Origin of the sequence: Cryobacterium sp. 10I5 (assembly GCF_035019865.1) — a bacterium.
Classification (GTDB): domain Bacteria; phylum Actinomycetota; class Actinomycetes; order Actinomycetales; family Microbacteriaceae; genus Cryobacterium; species Cryobacterium breve_A.
Map to the genome: position 1 here is coordinate 1 of NZ_JASJVI010000003.1, position 19,083 is coordinate 19,083.

General features: G+C 70.1%; 16 protein-coding genes. 6 read left to right on the plus strand and 10 right to left on the minus strand.

From position 1 onward, the window contains the following. Nucleotides 1-69: 69 nt before the first annotated feature. The 3 genes from QN350_RS01630 to QN350_RS01640 all read left to right on the plus strand — a co-directional run bounded on the left by QN350_RS01630 (nucleotide 70) and on the right by QN350_RS01640 (nucleotide 4,388). Nucleotides 70-450: a globin gene (locus QN350_RS01630; protein WP_322140434.1), complete on the plus strand. Its 381-nt coding sequence runs from the start codon at nucleotides 70-72 to the stop codon at nucleotides 448-450. A 367-nt stretch (nucleotides 451-817) separates the two neighbouring features. Next, nucleotides 818-2,596 (plus strand): HNH endonuclease signature motif containing protein, encoded by a 1,779-nt coding sequence (locus tag QN350_RS01635; protein WP_322140096.1) that lies wholly within the window; start codon nucleotides 818-820, stop codon nucleotides 2,594-2,596. Nucleotides 2,597-2,681: 85 nt separating this feature from the next. Next, entirely contained in the window at nucleotides 2,682-4,388 is a 1,707-nt protein-coding gene (locus tag QN350_RS01640) for an FAD-binding dehydrogenase (protein ID WP_323502501.1), read from the plus strand. Nucleotides 4,389-4,725: 337 nt separating this feature from the next. Here the strand turns inward: QN350_RS01640 and QN350_RS01645 are convergent, their stop codons facing one another. From QN350_RS01645 to gabT, 4 genes are all read right to left on the minus strand, one after another. After that, complete coding sequence (locus QN350_RS01645) at nucleotides 4,726-6,126, minus strand: NAD(P)/FAD-dependent oxidoreductase (protein ID WP_322140098.1); 1,401 nt, start codon at nucleotides 6,124-6,126, stop codon at nucleotides 4,726-4,728. 55 nt (nucleotides 6,127-6,181) lie between these two features. Then, nucleotides 6,182-7,675 (minus strand): NAD-dependent succinate-semialdehyde dehydrogenase, encoded by a 1,494-nt coding sequence (locus QN350_RS01650; protein ID WP_322140435.1) that lies wholly within the window; start codon nucleotides 7,673-7,675, stop codon nucleotides 6,182-6,184. Between the two features lie 87 nt (nucleotides 7,676-7,762). Continuing rightward, a complete protein-coding gene (locus QN350_RS01655; protein WP_322140099.1) occupies nucleotides 7,763-9,073 on the minus strand; it encodes a Glu/Leu/Phe/Val dehydrogenase in 1,311 nt (436 codons plus the stop codon). Further along, the gene (gabT, locus tag QN350_RS01660; protein ID WP_281535195.1) at nucleotides 9,070-10,434 is read right to left on the minus strand and encodes a 4-aminobutyrate--2-oxoglutarate transaminase; all 1,365 of its coding nucleotides are present in this window, start codon (nucleotides 10,432-10,434) and stop codon (nucleotides 9,070-9,072) included. The genes QN350_RS01655 and gabT overlap by 4 nt, the downstream gene beginning before the upstream one ends. A gap of 141 nt (nucleotides 10,435-10,575) precedes the next feature. Between gabT and QN350_RS01665 the strand changes: the two genes are divergently transcribed. Continuing rightward, complete coding sequence (locus tag QN350_RS01665; RefSeq protein WP_322140100.1) at nucleotides 10,576-12,177, plus strand: PucR family transcriptional regulator; 1,602 nt, start codon at nucleotides 10,576-10,578, stop codon at nucleotides 12,175-12,177. Nucleotides 12,178-12,186: 9 nt separating this feature from the next. Here the strand turns inward: QN350_RS01665 and QN350_RS01670 are convergent, their stop codons facing one another. Then, nucleotides 12,187-13,059 carry a pentapeptide repeat-containing protein gene (locus tag QN350_RS01670; RefSeq protein ID WP_322140101.1) on the minus strand — a complete coding sequence of 291 codons (873 nt, stop codon included), beginning with the start codon at nucleotides 13,057-13,059 and terminating at the stop codon, nucleotides 12,187-12,189. Between the two features lie 54 nt (nucleotides 13,060-13,113). After that, nucleotides 13,114-13,791 (minus strand): hypothetical protein, encoded by a 678-nt coding sequence (locus tag QN350_RS01675; protein ID WP_323507816.1) that lies wholly within the window; start codon nucleotides 13,789-13,791, stop codon nucleotides 13,114-13,116. 67 nt (nucleotides 13,792-13,858) lie between these two features. Between QN350_RS01675 and QN350_RS01680 the strand changes: the two genes are divergently transcribed. Then, a complete protein-coding gene (locus QN350_RS01680; protein WP_281535200.1) occupies nucleotides 13,859-14,734 on the plus strand; it encodes an acyl-CoA thioesterase in 876 nt (291 codons plus the stop codon). A gap of 6 nt (nucleotides 14,735-14,740) precedes the next feature. Here QN350_RS01680 and QN350_RS01685 read toward each other — a convergent pair whose 3' ends face one another. Next, nucleotides 14,741-15,547, minus strand: coding sequence for a zf-HC2 domain-containing protein (locus QN350_RS01685; RefSeq protein ID WP_323515644.1), 807 nt, complete (start codon nucleotides 15,545-15,547; stop codon nucleotides 14,741-14,743). Then, nucleotides 15,544-16,080 carry a sigma-70 family RNA polymerase sigma factor gene (locus QN350_RS01690; protein WP_322140104.1) on the minus strand — a complete coding sequence of 179 codons (537 nt, stop codon included), beginning with the start codon at nucleotides 16,078-16,080 and terminating at the stop codon, nucleotides 15,544-15,546. Before QN350_RS01690 ends, QN350_RS01685 begins: the two co-directional genes overlap by 4 nt. 248 nt (nucleotides 16,081-16,328) lie before the next feature. Here QN350_RS01690 and QN350_RS01695 point away from each other — a divergent pair, with 248 nt between their 5' ends. Beyond that, a complete protein-coding gene (locus QN350_RS01695; protein WP_322140105.1) occupies nucleotides 16,329-16,799 on the plus strand; it encodes a Rieske (2Fe-2S) protein in 471 nt (156 codons plus the stop codon). A gap of 99 nt (nucleotides 16,800-16,898) precedes the next feature. Here QN350_RS01695 and QN350_RS01700 read toward each other — a convergent pair whose 3' ends face one another. Both QN350_RS01700 and ettA read right to left on the minus strand, forming a co-directional pair. After that, nucleotides 16,899-17,390: a thioesterase family protein gene (locus QN350_RS01700; RefSeq protein WP_322140106.1), complete on the minus strand. Its 492-nt coding sequence runs from the start codon at nucleotides 17,388-17,390 to the stop codon at nucleotides 16,899-16,901. 7 nt (nucleotides 17,391-17,397) lie between these two features. Then, entirely contained in the window at nucleotides 17,398-19,080 is a 1,683-nt protein-coding gene (gene ettA, locus QN350_RS01705; RefSeq protein ID WP_322140107.1) for an energy-dependent translational throttle protein EttA, read from the minus strand. Nucleotides 19,081-19,083: the final 3 nt, after the last annotated feature.

Here is a 19,083-nt window from a genome sequence, read left to right on the forward strand (position 1 = left end):
GCCCCGACCCCGGTCGACCCGGCACTGCCCGCCCGGGTGTTGCTACGCAACGGAGAGAACGGCGCGGCGATCGGCGCCTCGTTCTACGAGCAGGTCGGCGGGCGACCCTTCTTCGAGAGACTCGTCACCGAGTTCTACCGAGGCGTCGCGGGTGACCCGGTGCTGAAGCCGATGTACCCGGAGGACGACCTCGGCCCGGCGGCCGAGCGGCTCACCGGTTTCCTCGAGCAGTACTGGGGCGGCCCGGGCACCTACAGCGAACAGCGCGGGCACCCGCGGCTGCGCCAGCGACACCAGCCGTTCAAGGTCAACCCGGACGCCCGCGACCGCTGGCTGCTGCACATGCGTGCCGCGGTCGACTCCTGCGAGCTCCCCGAGCTGCAGCGCACCGTGCTCTGGGACTACCTCGAGCGCGCGGCACACGCCATGCTCAACACCTTCGACGACTGACCGCGCCCTCTCCCTCTGGTACTCCCCCTTGTATCCACGGCCGACGGTGTTCCGTCGACGTCCACTCGGGTTCAGTCGGGTCATAGCGGGCGTCCGAAGTGGGTCCCTCACGTGGCGGGGGCCAACTCAGGAGATTTGTGTGCGGCGGTGTCCAGCGGAGCGGAATCTCGGGGCTGTTCGCGCGCATCCGGCGGTTCTTCCTGAGTTAGCCCCCACTCACCGGGAATGACGGGAGGGCGGGTGACCGGGATCGCTAAGGCACCCGTTATCTCGGGGGCCTCTCCTCAACAGATACCTGATCAGGGGATGTTTCCACAAAACTGAGCCTGGCTCAAGGAATGTCGGTGGTCGGTCGTAACTTTGAGGCATGACCACTCTCCCGGAGTCGCCCACTTCGCCCCATCAGTCGCACGGCGGTGCGTCTCCCCGCGCCTCCGCCACTGTGCTGGTGCCGGATGCTGTCGCGGCCCTGGGCAGGTCGTCAGCTGACTACGACGCGCTCAGCGACGAGCAGGTTCTCGCCGGGCAAGCGTTGATCGCAGATTCCCGGCGGGCGCTGGAGACGTGTGCCGCGTGGATGGCGGCGACCCTCGCCCGGCGGTCGCGTCCCGAGCTCGGCGGGAAGGGGCTTGCGGCCCGGAAGGGGTTCCGGAACCCGGAGGACTTGCTGCAGTCCATCTCCGGGTCGAGCAAGGGCGACGCCGTCAAGCTCCTCGGGGTGGGACGGCTGCTGGCCGAGACCGATGCCGCTGAGAGGGCCGCCCGGGAGGCCGCAGACGCGCAGAAGCCGCTCGAAGGAACCCCGCCCCTCGACGGGTCCGACGGGGCCGACGGACCGCCACCCCGCGACGGGACAGTGCCGAACCTGCCGCCGGTGGTGCCACCGGCCGCGGTGCCGCCGTGGCACGCCCCGATCGGTCGGGCCCTCGCCGAGGGCTGGCTGAGCGTTGAGAAGGCCGATGCGCTCCGCAAAGGCCTGGGCGACCTGGACCGGGCGATCACCCCGGAGAAACTCGCCAGCGCCCTCGCCCGGCTCCTCGCCGAAGCACGAACCCTCAACGCGGACCAGCTCTTCAAGCGGGCCCGCCGGGTGCGGGACGTACTCGATGAGGCCGGCATCGCCGCCCGGGAAAAAGCCGCCTACGACGACCGGTCGTTGCGGTTCTGGCGCCTCTCCACCGGCCAGGTGCGCATGGTGGGGCTGTTCGCCCCGGAAGACGGCGAGTACCTGATGAGTACCTACGACGCCATCACGAGCCCCCGCCGGGGTGGGGTGCGGTTCGTGGACCAGGAGCAGGCGGCCTGGGCGAAGCGGGTGCAGGACGACCCGCGCACGAGCGAACAACTCACCGCGGACGCGTTCCTCGCCCTGACCAAACTCGGCGTCAAGGCCGACCCCAAGCGCATCGCCGGCGGCCGCAGCCCCGCCGTCCGCATGGTCACCATCCGCCCCACGAGCACCACACCCGCCGGTACTTCACCAAGCGGGGCCGTATCGACCGGTATGGCACCCACCGGGACCGCACCAACCGGGACCGTATCGGCCGGGACTACTCAGGTCGGCACCGCGTCTATCGGGGCCGCAGCCGGTGGGATGGAACCGGGCGGGTCGACTCCCGCCGCCGCGGATGAGCTCGCATCCCATGCCGAGGCGAACCGCGCGACAGAGGCGCCCGCACTCCAGCCCGGCGTCATCGAGGGGACAGCGGTCACCGTCTCCACCGAAACCCTCGAACGCAATCAGTGCGACAGCGGGATCCTCGACGTGACCTTCGACGACCACGGCAGTGGTGTCGACCTCGGCCGCGAACAACGCACCTTCTCCCTCGCACAACGGGCCGCCCTCGCTATTCGCGACGGCGGCTGCATGTGGCCCGGCTGCGACCGACCACCCTCCTGGACCGAAACCCACCACATCCACCACTGGAAAGACGACTCCGGCGAAACCAACCTCGACGACGGGATCCTGCTCTGCCGGGCCGACCACCTCAGACTCCACAACGAACACTGGCGCATCACCCGCGACAACAGGGGCCGATACTGGCTCACCCCACCACCCGGACTCGACCCCCGACAGCAACCCATCCTCCTCACCAGCAAAAACGCGCTCACCAGTTGGAGTGAATCCGGGGAACCGCACAGCTAGCATGGGAGCCAGCATCGCGTGAAGCGACGCCCCGCGGGCCCGATAGGCATTCGACTCCCGCTGCCCTTCTGACACTGGAGTCACGATGAGCACGGTTCCCCCGCACGCGACCGGACCCCGAGCGACATCCCCTCACGGGGATCCGAGCGAGGCCGACGCGATCGTGGTCGGGGCCGGCCTCGCCGGGCTCGTCGCGACGGCTGAGCTCGTCACTGCAGGAAAGCGGGTCATCCTGCTCGATCAGGAGCCGCCCGCTTCGCTCGGCGGCCAGGCCTGGTGGTCGTTCGGCGGCCTGTTCCTCATCGACTCGCCTGAGCAGTGCAGGCTCGGGGTACACGACTCCGCCGGCCTCGCCAGACAGGACTGGTTCGGCACCGCGGGCTTCGACCGTGACGAGGACCTGTGGCCGAGCCGCTGGGCGGAGGCCTACCTGGACTTCGCGGCCGGCGAGAAGCGCGCCTGGCTGCGCGCGCTCGGCATCCGTTTCTTCCCGGTCGTCGGTTGGGCCGAACGCGGCGGCACCACAGCCCTCGGTCCCGGCAACTCCGTGCCCCGGTTCCACATCGTCTGGGGCACCGGTCCGGCCATTCTCGCCCCCTTCATCGAGCGCGTGCGGGAAGGCGTGCGGTCCGGCCTCGTCACGGCGCTCCACCGCCGCAGGGTCGACGAGCTCCTCACCCGGGACGGCGTCGTGATCGGCGTGCGCGGCAGCATCCTCGCCCCGAGCGACGCGCCCCGAGGCGCACCCAGCTCGCGCGAGGTCGTCGGCGACTTCGAACTGCGGGCATCCGCCGTCATCGTGACGAGCGGCGGCATCGGCGGCAATCCCGCACAAGTCCGCGCCCAGTGGCCGGCCCGGCTCGGTACGGCGCCACGAGAGCTGCTGTCCGGCGTGCCCGCGCACGTCGACGGACGGATGCTCGGCATCAGCGAGCGGGCCGGCGCCCGGCTGATCAACGGGGACCGGATGTGGCACTACCCGGAGGGCATCGCAAACTGGGACCCGGTCTGGGCGGCGCATGGAATCCGGATCCTGCCCGGTCCGTCCTCGCTCTGGCTCGACGCGACGGGGACTCGGCTGCCCGCGCCCCTGTTCCCCGGCTTCGACACGCTCGGGTCGCTCGAACACATCCTGCGCACCGGCCACGAACACAGCTGGTTCGTCCTCACCCAGAAGATCATCGAGAAGGAGTTCGCGCTCTCCGGCTCCGAACAGAACCCCGACCTGACCGGCAAGAACCTGGCCCTCTTGGCCAAACGGGTTTCGAAGGGTGCTCCGGGCCCGGTCGAGGCATTCAAGAAGCACGGTGCCGATTTCGTCGTCGCCGACACCCTGCCGGACCTGCTCGCGGGCATGCACCGGCTCTCCCCCGATGCTCCCCTCGACCTCGCCCAGGTCGAGCGCGAGATCCGCGCCCGCGACCGCGAACTCGACAACGCCTTCACCAAGGATGCCCAGATCACGGCGATCCGCCAGGCCCGGCACTACCGCGGCGACCGCCTGATCCGCGTCGCGAGCCCGCACCGCCTGCTCGACCCGCACGCGGGCCCGCTGATCGCGGTCAAGCTGCACATCCTGACCAGGAAGAGTCTCGGCGGCATCGAGACGGACCTCTCCGCCCGCGCCCTCGGCCCGGACGGTACGCCCGTGCCTGGCCTCTATGCCGCCGGCGAAGCGAGCGGCTTCGGCGGCGGCGGCATGCACGGCTACCGGGCGCTCGAGGGAACGTTCCTCGGCGGATGCCTGTTCTCCGGACGCATCGCGGGGCGGGCCGCCGCCGCCGCGGTCTGACCCCCGGCCGCACCGGTAACGGCGCGCGGCGCGTCTCGCGGCGCGCGGTGCGTCTCGCGGCGCGCAGCGGAAGCGACGCCGCGAGACGAAAGACACGCCACGGCCACGCCGAGGCGCAGCATCCGTTTCGCGGCGCGTCTCGCGGCGCGCGGTGGAAGCGACGCCGCGAGACGAAAGACACGCCACGAACACGACAACGCGCAACGGCCACGCCGAGGGGCAGCATCCGTCTCGGGGCGCGGCCGACCGCTCGCGGCTCGCGGCGCGTCTCGCGGCGCGCGCTCGATGCACCGCCGCGAGACGTAGCCGACGCCGCGAGCGCGCGCCCGGCGGCTGCCTAGTTCAGGACGCTCGTCAACGCCCCGACCGGCTCGAGCACCGGCTCAAGCACGGCCGCGATCGCGGCAGCGGTGTCGCGACCCATCCGGATCGCCCCATCGACGTGCTGGTAGCCCTTGCCGGCCAGGTCGCTGCAGGAGAAATGGATCGGCCCGACAGGGGTGCGCAGGTCCGCGCCGTAACGGGCGAGGCCACCCAGGTCGAAACTCGCGGCGTATGCTCCGCGGGTCCATTCCTCGTTGCCCCAGTCGCTTTCGTAGTAGACCGCCGGCGAGAGAGCCTTGTCCCCGAAGTAGTGCGAGAGCGAGAGCAGGATGCGCGCCCGGCGCTCCTCCGCGGGGAGCCGGAAGACGGCATCCGCTGCCTCATCGGAGACGAAGCCGACGAGGGTGCCGCGGTCGTCGCCGAAGTTGGTGTTGTCGTAGGCCTCGTGCACGAGCTCGTAGGGACTGAACGCGGTGCCGGAGAGGCCGTCCTCGCGCCAGAACGGGGTCTCGTAGACCGCGTGGACCTTGATCACGAGACCCATCGAGAGGTGCTGGTGCAGCTGGTGCTGGCGGCGGGGCAGGGCGGGTTCGAAGGAGATCCGGCTCAGCAGTGTCGGTGGAAGCGCGAGGATCGCCCGGCGGGCGTGCACCTCGAGTCCGTCGGTGACCGCGACGACGCCCTCGTCGTCCCAGCGCAGGGTGCGCACCGGCTGGCCGAGGTGTACGTCGTCTCCGAGCTGCTCCGCGAGCAGCAGCGGGACCTGCTGGAGGCCGCCGACGACGCGTTCGTCGAGGATGAAGTCGGCGTCGACGAGGTTGCTGAAACTACCGGCACTCGCGGCCATCAGCAGGGCCTGCAGGGCGGAGAAGGCGTGCGCGGGCTTGGTCAGCATGGCGCCGGCGATGAACATCGCGACGTTGTCGCGGGCTTCCTGGTCCTCCGTCTGGGTTTCAAGCCACCCGGCGAAGGAGATCCGGTCGAGTTCCGCGGCCCGGGAGTGCGCCCACGGCCGGTCGGGGTCTACCTCGGCGACGAGCTCGTCGAGGGTGGCGATGAGGGCGACGATCTCGGCCTGGGTCTCCGGGGAGACCGGGAAGATCTCGCCCTCGAAGCGGGTGCGTACCCCGGAGTCGTTGATGTAGACGTTCTCTCCGGCGCGGTACCGGGAGTAGGTCTGGAGACCGAGTTCGGCGAGGGTCTCCTTGAGCGCGTGCTGGTCCGGCGACACCCACTGGCCGCCGATTTCGAGCGTCGCTCCTTCGATGTCGTCGGTCCACAGTCGGCCGCCGACCCGGTCGCGGGCTTCGAGCACAGCGACGGTGAGGCCGGCCCGGCGCAGCGACGTTGCTGCGGTCAGGCCGGATGCCCCTGCGCCGATGATGACGATGTCGCGGTCGATTCTGGTTGTCATGAAAACTCCTCTATACGTGGGTGCTGCGAGGTCGTTCGAAGATCGTGCGGGTCGTTCATGACGCGGGGATGAGGGTGTATTTCGGGGACAGGTACTCGTGGATTCCCTCGAGGCCACCCTCCCGGCCGAGCCCGGACTGCTTGACGCCGCCGAACGGCGCGGCGGCGTTGGACACGAGTCCCGTGTTGAGTCCCATCATGCCCGTATCGAGCCCGGCGATCATCCGCTGGCCGCGGGCGATGTTCTCGGTGAAGACGTAGCTGATCAGCCCGTACTCGGTGTCGTTGGCGAGGCGGATCGCCTCGTCCTCGTCGGCGAAGGTGATGATCCCGACGATAGGTCCGAAGATCTCCTGGCGGAGGAGGTCACTGTCCGCGGCCACATCGGTGAGGACGGTGGGCGCGTAGAACGAGCCCGGCCCTTTCGGGCGGAACCCACCGGTGAGGAGGGTCGCTCCGCGGTCGAGCGCGTCGCGGACCAGGTTCTCGGTATTGGCGACGGCCGCCTCGTTGACAAGCGGGCCGATCGTCACGTCCGCCTCGGTGCCTCGGCCGATGCGGAGGGCTTCGACCCGGAGAACGAGGCGGCGCGCGAATTCGGCCGCGACGGACTCGTGGACGATGAAGCGGTTCGCGGCCGTGCAGGCCTGCCCGATGTTGCGGAACTTGGCGAGCATGGCGCCGTCTACGGCCCGGTCCAGGTCCGCGTCCTCGAAGACGAGGAAGGGCGCGTTGCCGCCGAGCTCCATGGAGGTGCGGAGCACTCCCTCGGCGGCCTGACGAAGCAGCGCGCGGCCGACTCCCGTCGACCCGGTGAAGCTGAGCTTCCGGAGCCGCGGGTCTGCGATCAGAGGTGCGGCGACCGCGGCGGAGTCCGCGGTCGTGATCACGTTGACGACTCCGGCGGGAACGCCCGCGTCCTCGAGCAGCTGGGCGAAGAGGAGCGTGGTGAGGGGGGTGAGTTCGGCGGGCTTGATCACGACGGTGCACCCTGCGGCGAGCGCGGGGGCGATCTTGCGGGTCGCCATCGCGAGCGGGAAGTTCCACGGGGTGATCAGGAGGCAGGGGCCGACCGGGCGCTGGGAGACCACCATCTGGCCGGTGCCCTCCGGGGTCTGTCCGTAGCGTCCGCCGACCCGGACGGCCTCCTCGCTGAACCAGCGCAGGAATTCCCCGCCGTAGCCGACCTCCGCGCGTGCCTCGGCGAGCGGCTTGCCCATTTCAATCGTCATGAGCAGGGCGAAGTCCTCCCGGCGTTCCTGCAGCAGGTCGAACGCGCGACGGAGGATCTCGGCCCGCACCCGGGGTGCGGTCGCCGCCCAGGCGGGAGCGGCGGCGACCGCGGCGTCGAGGGCACGGCCGCCGTCGGCGACGCCCGCGTTGGCGATCCGCTTGAGCTCGTGCCCGGTGGCCGGGTCGGTCACGATGATCGGCTCCCCCGTGCCGGGCTGCCAGGCACCGTCGATGTAGAGACCGTCGGGGACCCGGGCGAGGAGTTCGGTCTCCCTCTCGGTGCCCGTGGTGGTGCTCTCGCGGGAGGCGGGGCTCAGGGGTCGGTTCTCGGTGGTGAGACTGGTCACGGGTGTTCTCTTTCGGTCACGGAGCAGGTGCGGCAGGCGGTGGGAAGCGAACGGGTGTCAGGGGTAGAGCCCGCGGAGGAGGTGCGCCTCGGCGACGCGTTCGACGGCGAGGACCGTCGCCGCCGCCCGCAGGGAGAGGTCCCGGGAGGCGGCGGTTTCGACGACCTGCTGCCAGGCGGCGAGCATCCGCTCTTCGAGTTTCTGTTCGACCTCTGCGGCGTTCCACCAGTAGGCCTGGTTGCCCTGCACCCACTCGAAGTAGGAGACGAGCACCCCGCCCGCGTTCGCCAGGATGTCGGGGACCACGAGCTGTCCGTTCGCGGCGAAGATCCGGTCGGCGGCCGGGGAGGTCGGGCCGTTCGCGCCCTCGACGATCACGCGTGCCGTCACGCGGGAAGCGTTCCCGGCGTGCAGGACACCTTCGACCGCTGCGGGGACCAGCAGGTCGACGTCGAGCTCGAGCAGGGCGTCGCCGTCGAGCGGGTCCGCACCGGCGAAGCCGACGACCCGCCCGGTCGCCGCGACGTGCGCGTCGAGCCCGGCGAAGTCGATGCCGCGCTCGTTGTAGACGGCGCCGTACTGGTCGCTGACCGCGATCACCCGCACCCCCGCGTCAGCGAGGAAAATGGCGGCGTCGTGGCCGACCTTGCCGAACCCCTGTACGGCCGCTGTCGCGCCGTACGGGGTGATCCGGCGGTGCCGGAGGGCGGCGAGGGCGACGTGGGTCACGCCGCGGCTGGTCGCGCTCGCCCGGCCGTGCGAGCCGCCGAGGCTGATCGGCTTGCCGGTGACGATCCCGGGCACTGTGTAGCCGACGTTGACGGAGTAGGTGTCCATCATCCAGGCCATGGTGCGCTCGTCGGTGCCGATGTCCGGGGCCGGGATGTCCTTCTCCGGGCCGATGATCGGCAGGATCTCGCTCGTGTACCTGCGGGTGACGCGCTCGAGCTCGGGGAGCGAGAATTCGCGCGGGTCGATCGTGACGCCGCCCTTGGCACCACCGTATGGCACGTCGAGGAGGGCGCATTTCCAGGTCATCCACATCGCGAGGGCGCGCACCTCGTCGAGGGTCACGTGCGGGCTGTAGCGCAGGCCGCCCTTGGCCGGGCCGCGGGAGAAGTTGTGCTGCACCCGGTAGCCCGTGAACAGGCGGGTGCTGCCGTCGTCCCGGCGCAGCGGCACGGCGACGGTGAGCTCGCGGCGCGGGGTCGCGAGAAGCGCGTGCAGGCCGTCAGGGTAGCCGAGCAGGGCCACGGCATCGCTGAGCTGCGACCGGGCGTCGACGAGCGGGGTGGCGGCTGGTGTGGCGGGGCGGATGCCGGCGACCGCGCCGGTCGGCACGGCCGGCCGGGCCTCGAGCAGGCTCATGCGTTCGCCAATGCGCGTGCGACGACCTGGAGTCCCTCGACGAGGAGCTCATCCGAAATGCTGAGCGGCGGCAGGAACCGGATTACGTTCCCGTAGGTTCCGCAGGTGAGGACGATGACGCCCTGCGCGTGGACGGCTGCCGCGACACGGGAGGTGAGGGCGGCATCCGGTTCGCCTGTCGCCGAGTCGACGAGTTCGATCGCGATCATCGCGCCGCGGCCCCGGACGTCTCCGACGCGCTTGTCGAAGGCACGGATGGCGTTCAGCCGGCCGGTGAGGATCGTGCCGATCTCGCGGGCGCGCTCGACGAGGTTCTCACTCTCGTAGGTGTCGAGGGCAGCGAGGGCCGCAGCGCAGGCGAGCGGGTTGCCACCGTAGGTGCCGCCGATGCCGCCGACCTGCGGGGCGTCCATGATCTCGGCGCGGCCGGTGACCGCGGAGAGCGGGAGGCCGCCGGCGATGCCCTTGGCCATCACGATCAGGTCGGGCACGATGCCCTCGTGGTCGCACGCGAACATCGCGCCCGTGCGGGCGAAGCCGGTCTGGACCTCGTCGGCGATGAAGACGACCCCGTTGCTGCGGCACCAGGTCAGGAGGGTCTGCAGGAAGCCCGCGGCCGGGACGATGAAACCGCCCTCGCCCTGGATCGGTTCGATGATGAGCGCGGCGAGGTTCTCGGCGCCGATCTGCTTCTCCATCTGGGAGATGGCGCGCTTCGCGGCGACGACGCCGTCGAGTCCGCCGTCACGCAGCGGGTAGGACATGGGCGCCCGGTAGACCTCGGCGGCGAACGGGCCGAAACCGTTCTTGTACGGCTGGTTCTTCGCGGTGAGGCTCATGGTCAGCGTGGTGCGGCCGTGGTAGGCGTGATCGAAGGCGACGACGGCCTGCCGTCCGGTGTAGTGCCTGGCGATCTTGACGGCGTTCTCGACGGCTTCGGCACCGGAGTTGAACAGGGCGGTGCGCTTGGCGTGGTCGCCGGGGGTGATCCGGTTGAGCGCCTCGGCGACCTCGATGTAGGAATCGTACGGGGCGACCGTGAAGCAGGTGTGGGTGAACTGGGCGAGCTGGGCGGCGACGGCCTCGACGACGCGGGGCGCGCTGTTTCCGACGCCGGTCACGGCGATGCCGCTGCCGAGGTCGATCAGGGAGTTGCCGTCCACGTCGACGAGCACTCCTCCGCCGGCAGCGACGATGTAGACGGGCAAGGTCACTCCGACGCCCGCGGAGACCGCGGCGGTCTTTCGGGCCTGCAGCGCCTGCGACTTCGGTCCGGGGATGCTGGTGACGAGGCGGCGTTCCTGAGGGAGGGACGGGCCGCCGACCGGAATGGAGGTGGGCGGGGATGCGACGATTGTCATGGCTGCTCCAGTTCGGGACCGAGGTGCATCGACTGTGCGGCGTCGATGTCAAGTGTCATGGTAGGCAGACCGTCGACCGCGGCGCGCTCGCCGCACTGTACAGATTGCCTGGCAACTTTCGACACGTTGTACACTCGGCGCATGTCCCCGATCACCGCACCGCCGCCACTTCCCGGACTGCGCCGCCTGCTCGGCCAGCCGGACCTGCGGCTGCGCCTCCTCACCCCCGAGGCCGGCCTGCCGCCGCACGCCCTCGACCAACCCGTCGAATGGGTGCACAGCTCCGACCTCGCCGACCCGACTCCGTTCCTGTCCGCACACCAGGTGCTGCTGACGACCGGGCGCCAGTTCGCGGAAGTCCTCACGGACGCGTTCTACTTCGACTACGTGACCCGGCTGCGCGACCGCGGCATCGTCTGCCTGGGCTTCGGCACGGAAGTCCTCCGCTCCGGCACCCCAGACGCCCTCGTCGCGGCCTGTCAGTCCCGCGGACTCCCGCTCGTCGAAGTGCCGTACGAGACGCCGTTCATCGCCGTCGCCCGGGCGGCGGGCGACCTCGTCGCCGAACTCCGCTATGCCAGGAACACCTGGGCGCTCAGCGCCCAGAGGGCGATCGCGCTTGCGGCGCTCCGCCCGGACGGGCTCAGCGCGACCCTCAGCGAGCTATCCCGGCAGCTCGGCCACTGGGTCGCACTCTTCGACATGAGCGGGTCCCTCGACCGGGTCTTCCCCCGGGACACCTTCGCGGGGGCATCCGCTTCACGCGGCTCCCTCGACCGGGCGCAGCGCGAAGCGGCCCAGCTGATCCGGCGCGGGCAGCGGGCCAGCACCTCCATCTCGGCCGGCGGGGAAACGGTCACCCTGCAGACCCTGGGCAGACGCGACCAGTTACGCGGTGTCCTCGCCCACGGGGGGCCCGGCGAGCTCGACCAGGCCAGCCAGGAGGTCGTGACGAGCGTGATCGCGCTGGCCGGGCTCGCGCTCGAGCAGAACAGTGCGCTCGACCGCGCGCGCGGTCTCCTCCGGTCGGGTCTGTTGCACGCCCTGCTCGGCGGCGACATCGACCTCGTGCAGGCGACCTCCGCCGAGATGTGGGGGCCGCTCCCGTTCGAGCCGGTGCGGGTCGCCGTGACCGACCCCGCGCCGGGCCGGCTGGACGCCCTGACCGAGTTCCTCGAGCTCCGGGTCGAGGAGAGTCCCGGTCACCTGTTCTTCGCGCGGCAGGGCGGCCTCGTGGTCCTGTGCGTCGACGCGAGCGCCGGACCCCTGCTCGATGAGCTCGTCGGCTTCGGGCTCCACCTCGGCCTCTCCGACCGTGCCCGGTATCGTGAGCTGCCGCACGCCCTCGCCCAGGCCCGCCAGGCCCTGGAACGATCGCACGAGGGTTCGCCCGGCATCGTCGAGTTCGACGTGATCTCCCGGCAGGGCGTTCTCGCCTTCCTCGCTGGCACGGATGCCTCGGAAGTCGGCCGGGCGACCCTCCAGCCGCTCACGGCGCACGACGACGTCCACGGCACCGATCTCGTCCGCACGCTGCGGGTCTGGCTCGAGCACAACGGCCAGTTCGGACCGGCGGCCACGGAACTCGGTGTGCACCGGCACACCGTGCGGGCCCGGGTGAGCCAGGCCGAGACACTCCTCGGGCGGGACTTCGGCACCTTCCATGCCCGTGCCGACATCTGGGCGGCACTGCTCGCGTCCGGTGACGGCGCCGGATCACCCGCTGAGCACCTCCGTATCTGAGATACCGTCTCACGGGCGGTTCTGTTCCCCTGCACTCCAGTGCGAGGGCCGGACGAATCCCCTGGGCAGGAGGGTGCGGTCGTCGCCGCGGGCGCTCGTGACCTGCATCTGGGTCAGGTAGATCGCGCCGGAGAGGTCAGCTCCGGCCAGGTTCGCATTGCGCAGGTCAACGCCGAGCAGGTCACAGTGCGACAGGCGGGCGCCGCTGAGATCCGCTCCGATCAGGAGGGAGCCACGCAGGCTCAGTCCACGAAGGTCCGCACCGGAGAGTGCCGCACCCATCAGGTCGCTGCCCGGTCCGAGCCGGCGCCGAACTCCTCGGTCCCGTCTCACTCCGGCGACGACCCTGCGCGCGTCCTCGCTCGCCCGGAGGAGCAGCGGGCGCGCGGCCGCGTACTCCGCGTCGACGTCGAGGCCCATGAGCGTGTCCGGCCGCTCGCGACTGAGTGCGCTGACGTGATCGAAGCGCGCCAGCAGTGGCGCCGGGTCACCCGCATCTCCGACGAGTCCGATCGCCTGGTCGAGGTACCAGAGGAGTTCGTGCAGCCGCCGCACGATCGGGAAGGTCGCGAACATGGCGTCCCTGGTGGCCCGGTCGTCCCGCCAGGACCGGCCGGCGAAGGAGTGCTGCGAGACCTTCTGGCCGGCACCGAAGCAATCGAACACCGTGCAGCCGGCGAATCCCCGGGGGCGCAACTCCGCGTGCACGCGGCACGCGTCGTGTTCGTCGAGGTTCTCGCAGGGATCGCCGGCCGCTTTGTCGAACGGGAAGTCGGCCGACCTGGCGAAGGCCAGGGCGACACAGCAGAGTCCGAAGCACCTGGCGCAGTCGGCGCCGAGGTCCTCCCGGCGCCCGAGCTCGACCCTGGTTCGTTCCCTCATCGCGTTCATCGTAGTTCATGCTCCGGTCGGGACCCCGGCGGACGCGTACTCCGGTCAGGCGCGCAGGGACCAGGGCTTGCGGCGCACGAGGATGTGGCCGCGGCTCGTGCTGAGCCGGGTCCAGGGCCCGGTCTCGAAGAGACGCACCGGTTCGTCCTTCGGCAGGAAGCCGAGACTCACCGCCGCGAATGCCGCTCCGGCAGGAACAATCTCGAGTCCGGCGATCGGGCGGCCCCACACCTCGGAACGGACCCGCTGCACGACCTGCGCACCGGAGTCCCGCGGCACGGTGCCGGCGACCTCGTCGATACCGGCGGCCGCGGCGCCCGTGAGGAGCGCGGCATCCGTCTCGCCGAGCAGTTTCCAGCCGCCCCGCGGCGGGGAGATGCCGGCCCAGGTCACCGTCGTGACCTCGAGGGGAACGGTCACGGCGACCGGTGCCTCGGAGTCGCCGCCCGCGGCCGCGCGGCGGGCGACCCGGTCGAGGAGGGAACGCACCGGCACGACCGCGTCGAGGTCGACGGGTTCGTCGAGGCCGAAGGTGCGCAGGCCAAGCACGGTCGGGCTCCCGTCGAGGAGGCCGCGCGGGTAGAGGATCGCGGAATACACCGCGAGCGCACCGGCGGCCGAAATCAGGCGCACCGAACCGTCCTCGACACGGCTGGCGCGCGACAGGTAGACCTGCAGATCGCTGAGGGCAAAGGAATCCGTGAGAATAAATGACTGGCTCATCTGCTCCTAAACTACCAAGGTACGGCGAGGCTCATACCGACTTCGCACACACTGCCGAGGAGGACGCATGGACATGCCGATGGAAGGTCTCTTGAACGCCCTCGACCTGACCGATACCGGGGCCCGCACGAGCGAAGACATCTTCACCGGCCCGTCGCAGTGGATGCCCCTCGGCCGGGTGTTCGGCGGACAGGTCCTCGCGCAGTCCCTCGTCGCCGCGATGCGCACCGTGCCCGACGACCGCCACGTCCACTCGATGCACGGCTACTTCCTGCGTCCCGGCGACGTCAGCCAGCCGATCACGTTCTCCGTTGACCGGATCCACGACGGCCGCTCCTTCTCCACCCGGCGCACGCAGGCCTACCAGAACGGCAGCCCGATCCTCTCGATGATCGCCTCCTTCCAGGACGACGACGAGGGCCTCGAACACCACATCGACATGCCGACCGGGCTGCCGGAGCCGGAGTCGTTGCCGACGGCTGCCGAGTCCCTCGCCCAGGTCGACCACACGATCGCCCGCTACTGGGCGAGCGAACGCCCCTTCGACATGCGGCACGTTCCCTCGCCGATCTACCTGCAGGTCAAGGGTGAGCACACCAGCCACCAGGCCGTCTGGATGAAGACCCTCGGCGCGCTTCCCGACGACCCCGACCTGCACCGCGCCGCCCTCGCGTACGCGAGCGACTACTCGATCATGGAGCCCGTCATGCGCCGCCACGGCATCGCCTGGGCGACGCCGGGCCTCAAGGTCGCGAGCCTCGACCACGCGATGTGGTTCCACCGCTTCGGACGCGTCGACGAATGGATGCTCTACGTCCAGGACTCCCCCACCGCCCAGGGCGGACGCGGCCTCTCCACCGGCAGCATCTACAGCCGGGCAGGCCTCCTCCTCGCGACCGTCGCCCAGGAGGGCATGGTCCGGGTTCCCGCCAACAAGGAATAGGTGCGGTTACTGCGCCGACTCCAGCCCCGGCTCGACCGCGAGCAGAACGATGCCCCTGGGCTGCAAACGGATGTCCACCGATGAGATCTCGTCCGCGGCCAGTTTCGTGGTGCCCGAGAGAGGGACGGTCATCCCCGGGCCCGCGAGCCAGCTCGCGACCTGCGTCGCCTCCCCGTTCCGGTCCGTGACGAACATCGCGTACGCTCGCTCCGCCGCTGTGCCGGTACCCGTGCTACTGCCGGTGCCGGATTCGGGCAGGCCGTAGCTGCACGAGCCGTCGATCCGGGTACCGCCGGGCTGAGCGACCAGGCGGACATCCGCGCTCAGCGGGTTGGGGACCACCTGGTGCAGCGTGACGAGCGCGCCGGCGGGTTCCGTCACTCCTGCCGGGGCGAGCCGGGCCGGCAGCACGATCGCCACCGTCGCCGCGACGGCCGCCACGGCGACCATGAGCCCGGCCTGCAGCATTTGCCCGCGCCGGCGGCGGCGTCGCGCAGCAGCGAGCAGCCGCGGCAGGCTGTCGTCGCCGGAAGGTGAGGCGGCGGACTCCGGGGATTCCGTGGACCCGGGGCGGCCCGGCGCGACAAACGCATGGTCTTCGGACTCGAGCACCTGGGCCGTCGGGACGAGGCCGAGGAGCCCGGGAATCCCGGCAATCTCGGCGACCCGCTGGGTGCAGTCCGCGCAGCTGCGCAGGTGGCGTTCGTAGTCGTGGCGTTCCTCGGTCGCGAGCGCGCCGAGCACGTACGCGGCATCCCACTCGGCGTAGCGGTCGCGCTCGCTGCCTGCGGCGCCGGGTCCTGTCGTCGTCATCGCTCTGTCACTCCCCTTTCGGTGAGGCTCAGGCGCATGGCGCGCAGGGCGTAGTGCAGGCGCGATTTCACGGTGCCTTCAGGGATATCGAGGGAGCGCGCCGTCTCGGCGACCGATTGGCCGCGGTAGTACGCGCAGACGACGACGGCCCGGTGGTCGGCGGAGAGGCCGTCGAGGGCATCCGCCACGAGCCACGAGTCCAGAAGCGCTGCCGTCGCGTCTTTCGTCAGGCGTTCGGGGAGCACGTCGGTGCTGATCTCGTGGCGGTTCCTGGCCGAGCGCCATTCGTCGATGACGAGGTGGCGGGCGACGGTGAAGAGCCAGGCGCGCGCGGAGTCGGCTTCTTCGAGCACCCGGGGCAGTCGCCAGGCGCGCAAAAGCGTCTCCTGCACGACGTCGTCGGCGAGGGCGGAATCCCCGGTCAGCCGGGACACATACCGACGGAGGGCCGCGGCGTGCGTGTCGTGCAGGGCGCGCAGCAGGTCGGCACGCGCGTCAACGGGCCGTTCCCCGCGTCCGGCTTTCTCCGTCACCGCGCACCTCCTATCGTTAACACGGGCTCGCTGCGCCGTTCGTTCAGTTTCCGTCGAAGTCCGTCGAAGTCCGTCGAAGTGCGACGAAGTGCGACGAGGTTGGTCGGGTTTCATTGACCGGCTTTGAACCGATGACCGGCCGGTCTCGTAGTAACTAGTAGCACCCTAACGAGTAGCGCCCGCTTTCGAACGAGGAACAGCCGCATTCGCCGTCACCGACCGCCACGACCACCATCACCAGGAGAATCATGACGAACGACACCGCGGTCTCGCTCCGCACCGCACTGCTGATCGGCACCGCAGGCACCGCCGCCGTGACCCTCGCCGCGTGCGCTCCGACCACGACGGGTGGCACGGCCGCGGGGTCGGGAGGTTCGACGGCTGCCGCGACGCCCTCTGCCGGCGGCACCGCCGCTGCCGGGAGCGGCGGGACCGTGGTCGCCAAGCTCTCGGACATCCCGGTGGGCGGCTCGATCGAGACCGCCCTGAACGGCAAGGCCATTTTCGTCAGCCAGCCGACCAAGGGCAACGTCGTGGCGTTCAGCGCCGTGTGCACACACCAGGGCTGCATCGTGAAGCTCGTCGACACGTCCTTCGACTGCCCGTGCCACGGTTCGAAATTCGACACCAAGACGGGCGCCGTTCTCGCGGGCCCAGCCCCGAAGCCGCTGATCGGCATCACCGTCACGGTTTCGGGAGACTCGGTCACCGCGAGTTGAGCGGGCGGAGGAACCGGCGGCGGAGCCGGTTCCTCCGCCGCCGGGCTCCCCGGGTCGACCGGGGTGATCCAGCCCCGGTCCGGTCCGTCCGCGCGCCGTTCAGTCTTCCGGGACGGTCGCCCTGCGGGTGAACCGTACCGGGTCTTCGAGGTAGGGCAGCCAGGCGGCGCGTTCGCCGGCGCTGATCTTGCGCGGGCGCTGCGTCGCGGCGTCGATGAGAACGATCGTCGTACTGGCCTGCGCGTACATCACGGCCGGCTCGGTGTCCACCGGCCCCCAGACCTCGTAGCAGACCTCGAGGCTCGCGCCGCCGAGCTTGCCGAGCCAGAGGCGGATGTCCACCGGCTGCCGCAGGTACGGGATCGACAACAGGTACTCGGCTTCGAGCCGCGCGATCACGGTGAGCGTCGCCGCGCCGGGCCGGCCGTCGAGAACGGCTGTCCCGGTCCCAGAGCCCGGGTCCACCTCGTCGTCGAGCCAGAACGCCTGGATGCGCGCCTCCTCGAGGAGGCGCAGCATCGAGGCGTTGTTGACGTGGCCGTACGCGTCGAGGTCTGACCAGCGCAGGCTGATCGGCACGTGCAGCTTCATGAGGGACCTAGTCGCGCGTGAGCTTGCGGTACGCGGACCGGTGCGGCTTCGCGGCGTCGGGGCCGAGCCGCTCGATTTTGTTCTGCTCGTAGGATTCGAAGTTCCCCTCGAACCAGTACCAGCTCGCCGGGTTCTCGTCCGTGCCCTCGTAGGAGAGGATGTGGGTCGCGATCCGGTCGAGGAACCACCGGTCGTGAGTGATGACCACGGCGCAACCGGGGAACTCGAGGAGCGCGTTCTCGAGGGAGCCGAGGGTTTCGACGTCGAGGTCGTTAGTCGGCTCGTCCAGGAGCAGCAGGTTGCCGCCTTGCTTGAGGGTGAGCGCGAGGTTCAGGCGGTTGCGCTCTCCACCGGAGAGCACGCCGGCCTTCTTCTGCTGGTCGGGCCCCTTGAATCCGAACGTCGACACGTAGGCGCGGGACGGGATCTCGGTCTTGCCGACCTGGATGTAGTCCTGGCCGTCGGAGACGACCTCCCAGAGCGACTTGTTCGGGTCGATGCCGGTGCGGTCCTGGTCGACGTAGGAGATGTCGACGGTGTCGCCGATCTTCAGCTCGCCGCCATCGAGCGGCTCCTTGCCGACGATGGTCTTGAAGAGGGTGGTCTTTCCCACGCCGTTCGGGCCGATGATGCCGACGATGCCGTTCCGCGGGAGGGTGAAGCTGAGCCCGTCGATGAGTACGCGGTCGCCGAAGCCCTTGTGCAGCTTCTTCGCGTCGATGACCTGGGCACCGAGGCGGGGACCGACCGGGATCTGGATCTCTTCGAAGTCGAGCTTGCGGGTGCTCTCGGCCGCGGCGGCCATCTCCTCGTAGCGGGCGAGGCGGGCCTTGGACTTGGCCTGGCGTCCCTTGGCGTTCGAGCGGACCCACTCGAGTTCGTCGGCGAGACGCTTGGCCATCTTCGCGTCTTTCTTGCCGGCGATCAGAAGTCGTTCCTGCTTCTTCTCGAGGTAGGTCGAGTAGTTGCCCTCGTAGGGGTAGAGGTGACCACGGTCGACTTCGGCGATCCATTCGGCGACGTGGTCGAGGAAGTACCGGTCGTGGGTGACGGCCAGGACGGCGCCGGCGTACTGGGCGAGGTGCTGCTCGAGCCAGAGCACGCTCTCGGCGTCGAGGTGGTTGGTGGGCTCGTCGAGGAGGAGGAGGTCGGGCTTCTGCAGCAGGAGCTTGGTCAGCGCCACGCGACGCTTCTCACCACCGGAGAGGTCTGAGACTGCTGAGTCTCCCGGGGGCGTGCGGAGGGCATCCATCGCCTGCTCGAGCTGGGAGTCGAGGTCCCAGGCGTCGGCGGCGTCGATGGCTTCCTGCAGGGTGCCCATCTCGGCGAGAAGGGTGTCGAAGTCGGCATCGGGTTCGCCGAGGGCGGCGCTGATCTCGTTGAACCGGTCGACCTTGGCCTTGATCGGGCCGACGCCTTCCTGCACGTTCTCGAGGACCGTCTTGGTCTCGTCGAGTTCCGGCTCCTGCATCAGGATGCCGACGGTGTAGCCCGGTGAGAGCTTCGCCTCCCCGTTGCTCGGCGTGTCGAGGCCGGCCATGATCTTGAGGATCGTCGACTTTCCGGCACCGTTCGGCCCGACGATGCCGATTTTGGCACCGGGGAAGAACGACATCGTGACGTCGTCGAGGATGAGCTTGTCGCCTACCGCCTTGCGTGCGCGGACCATCGTATAAATAAATTCGGCCATAGT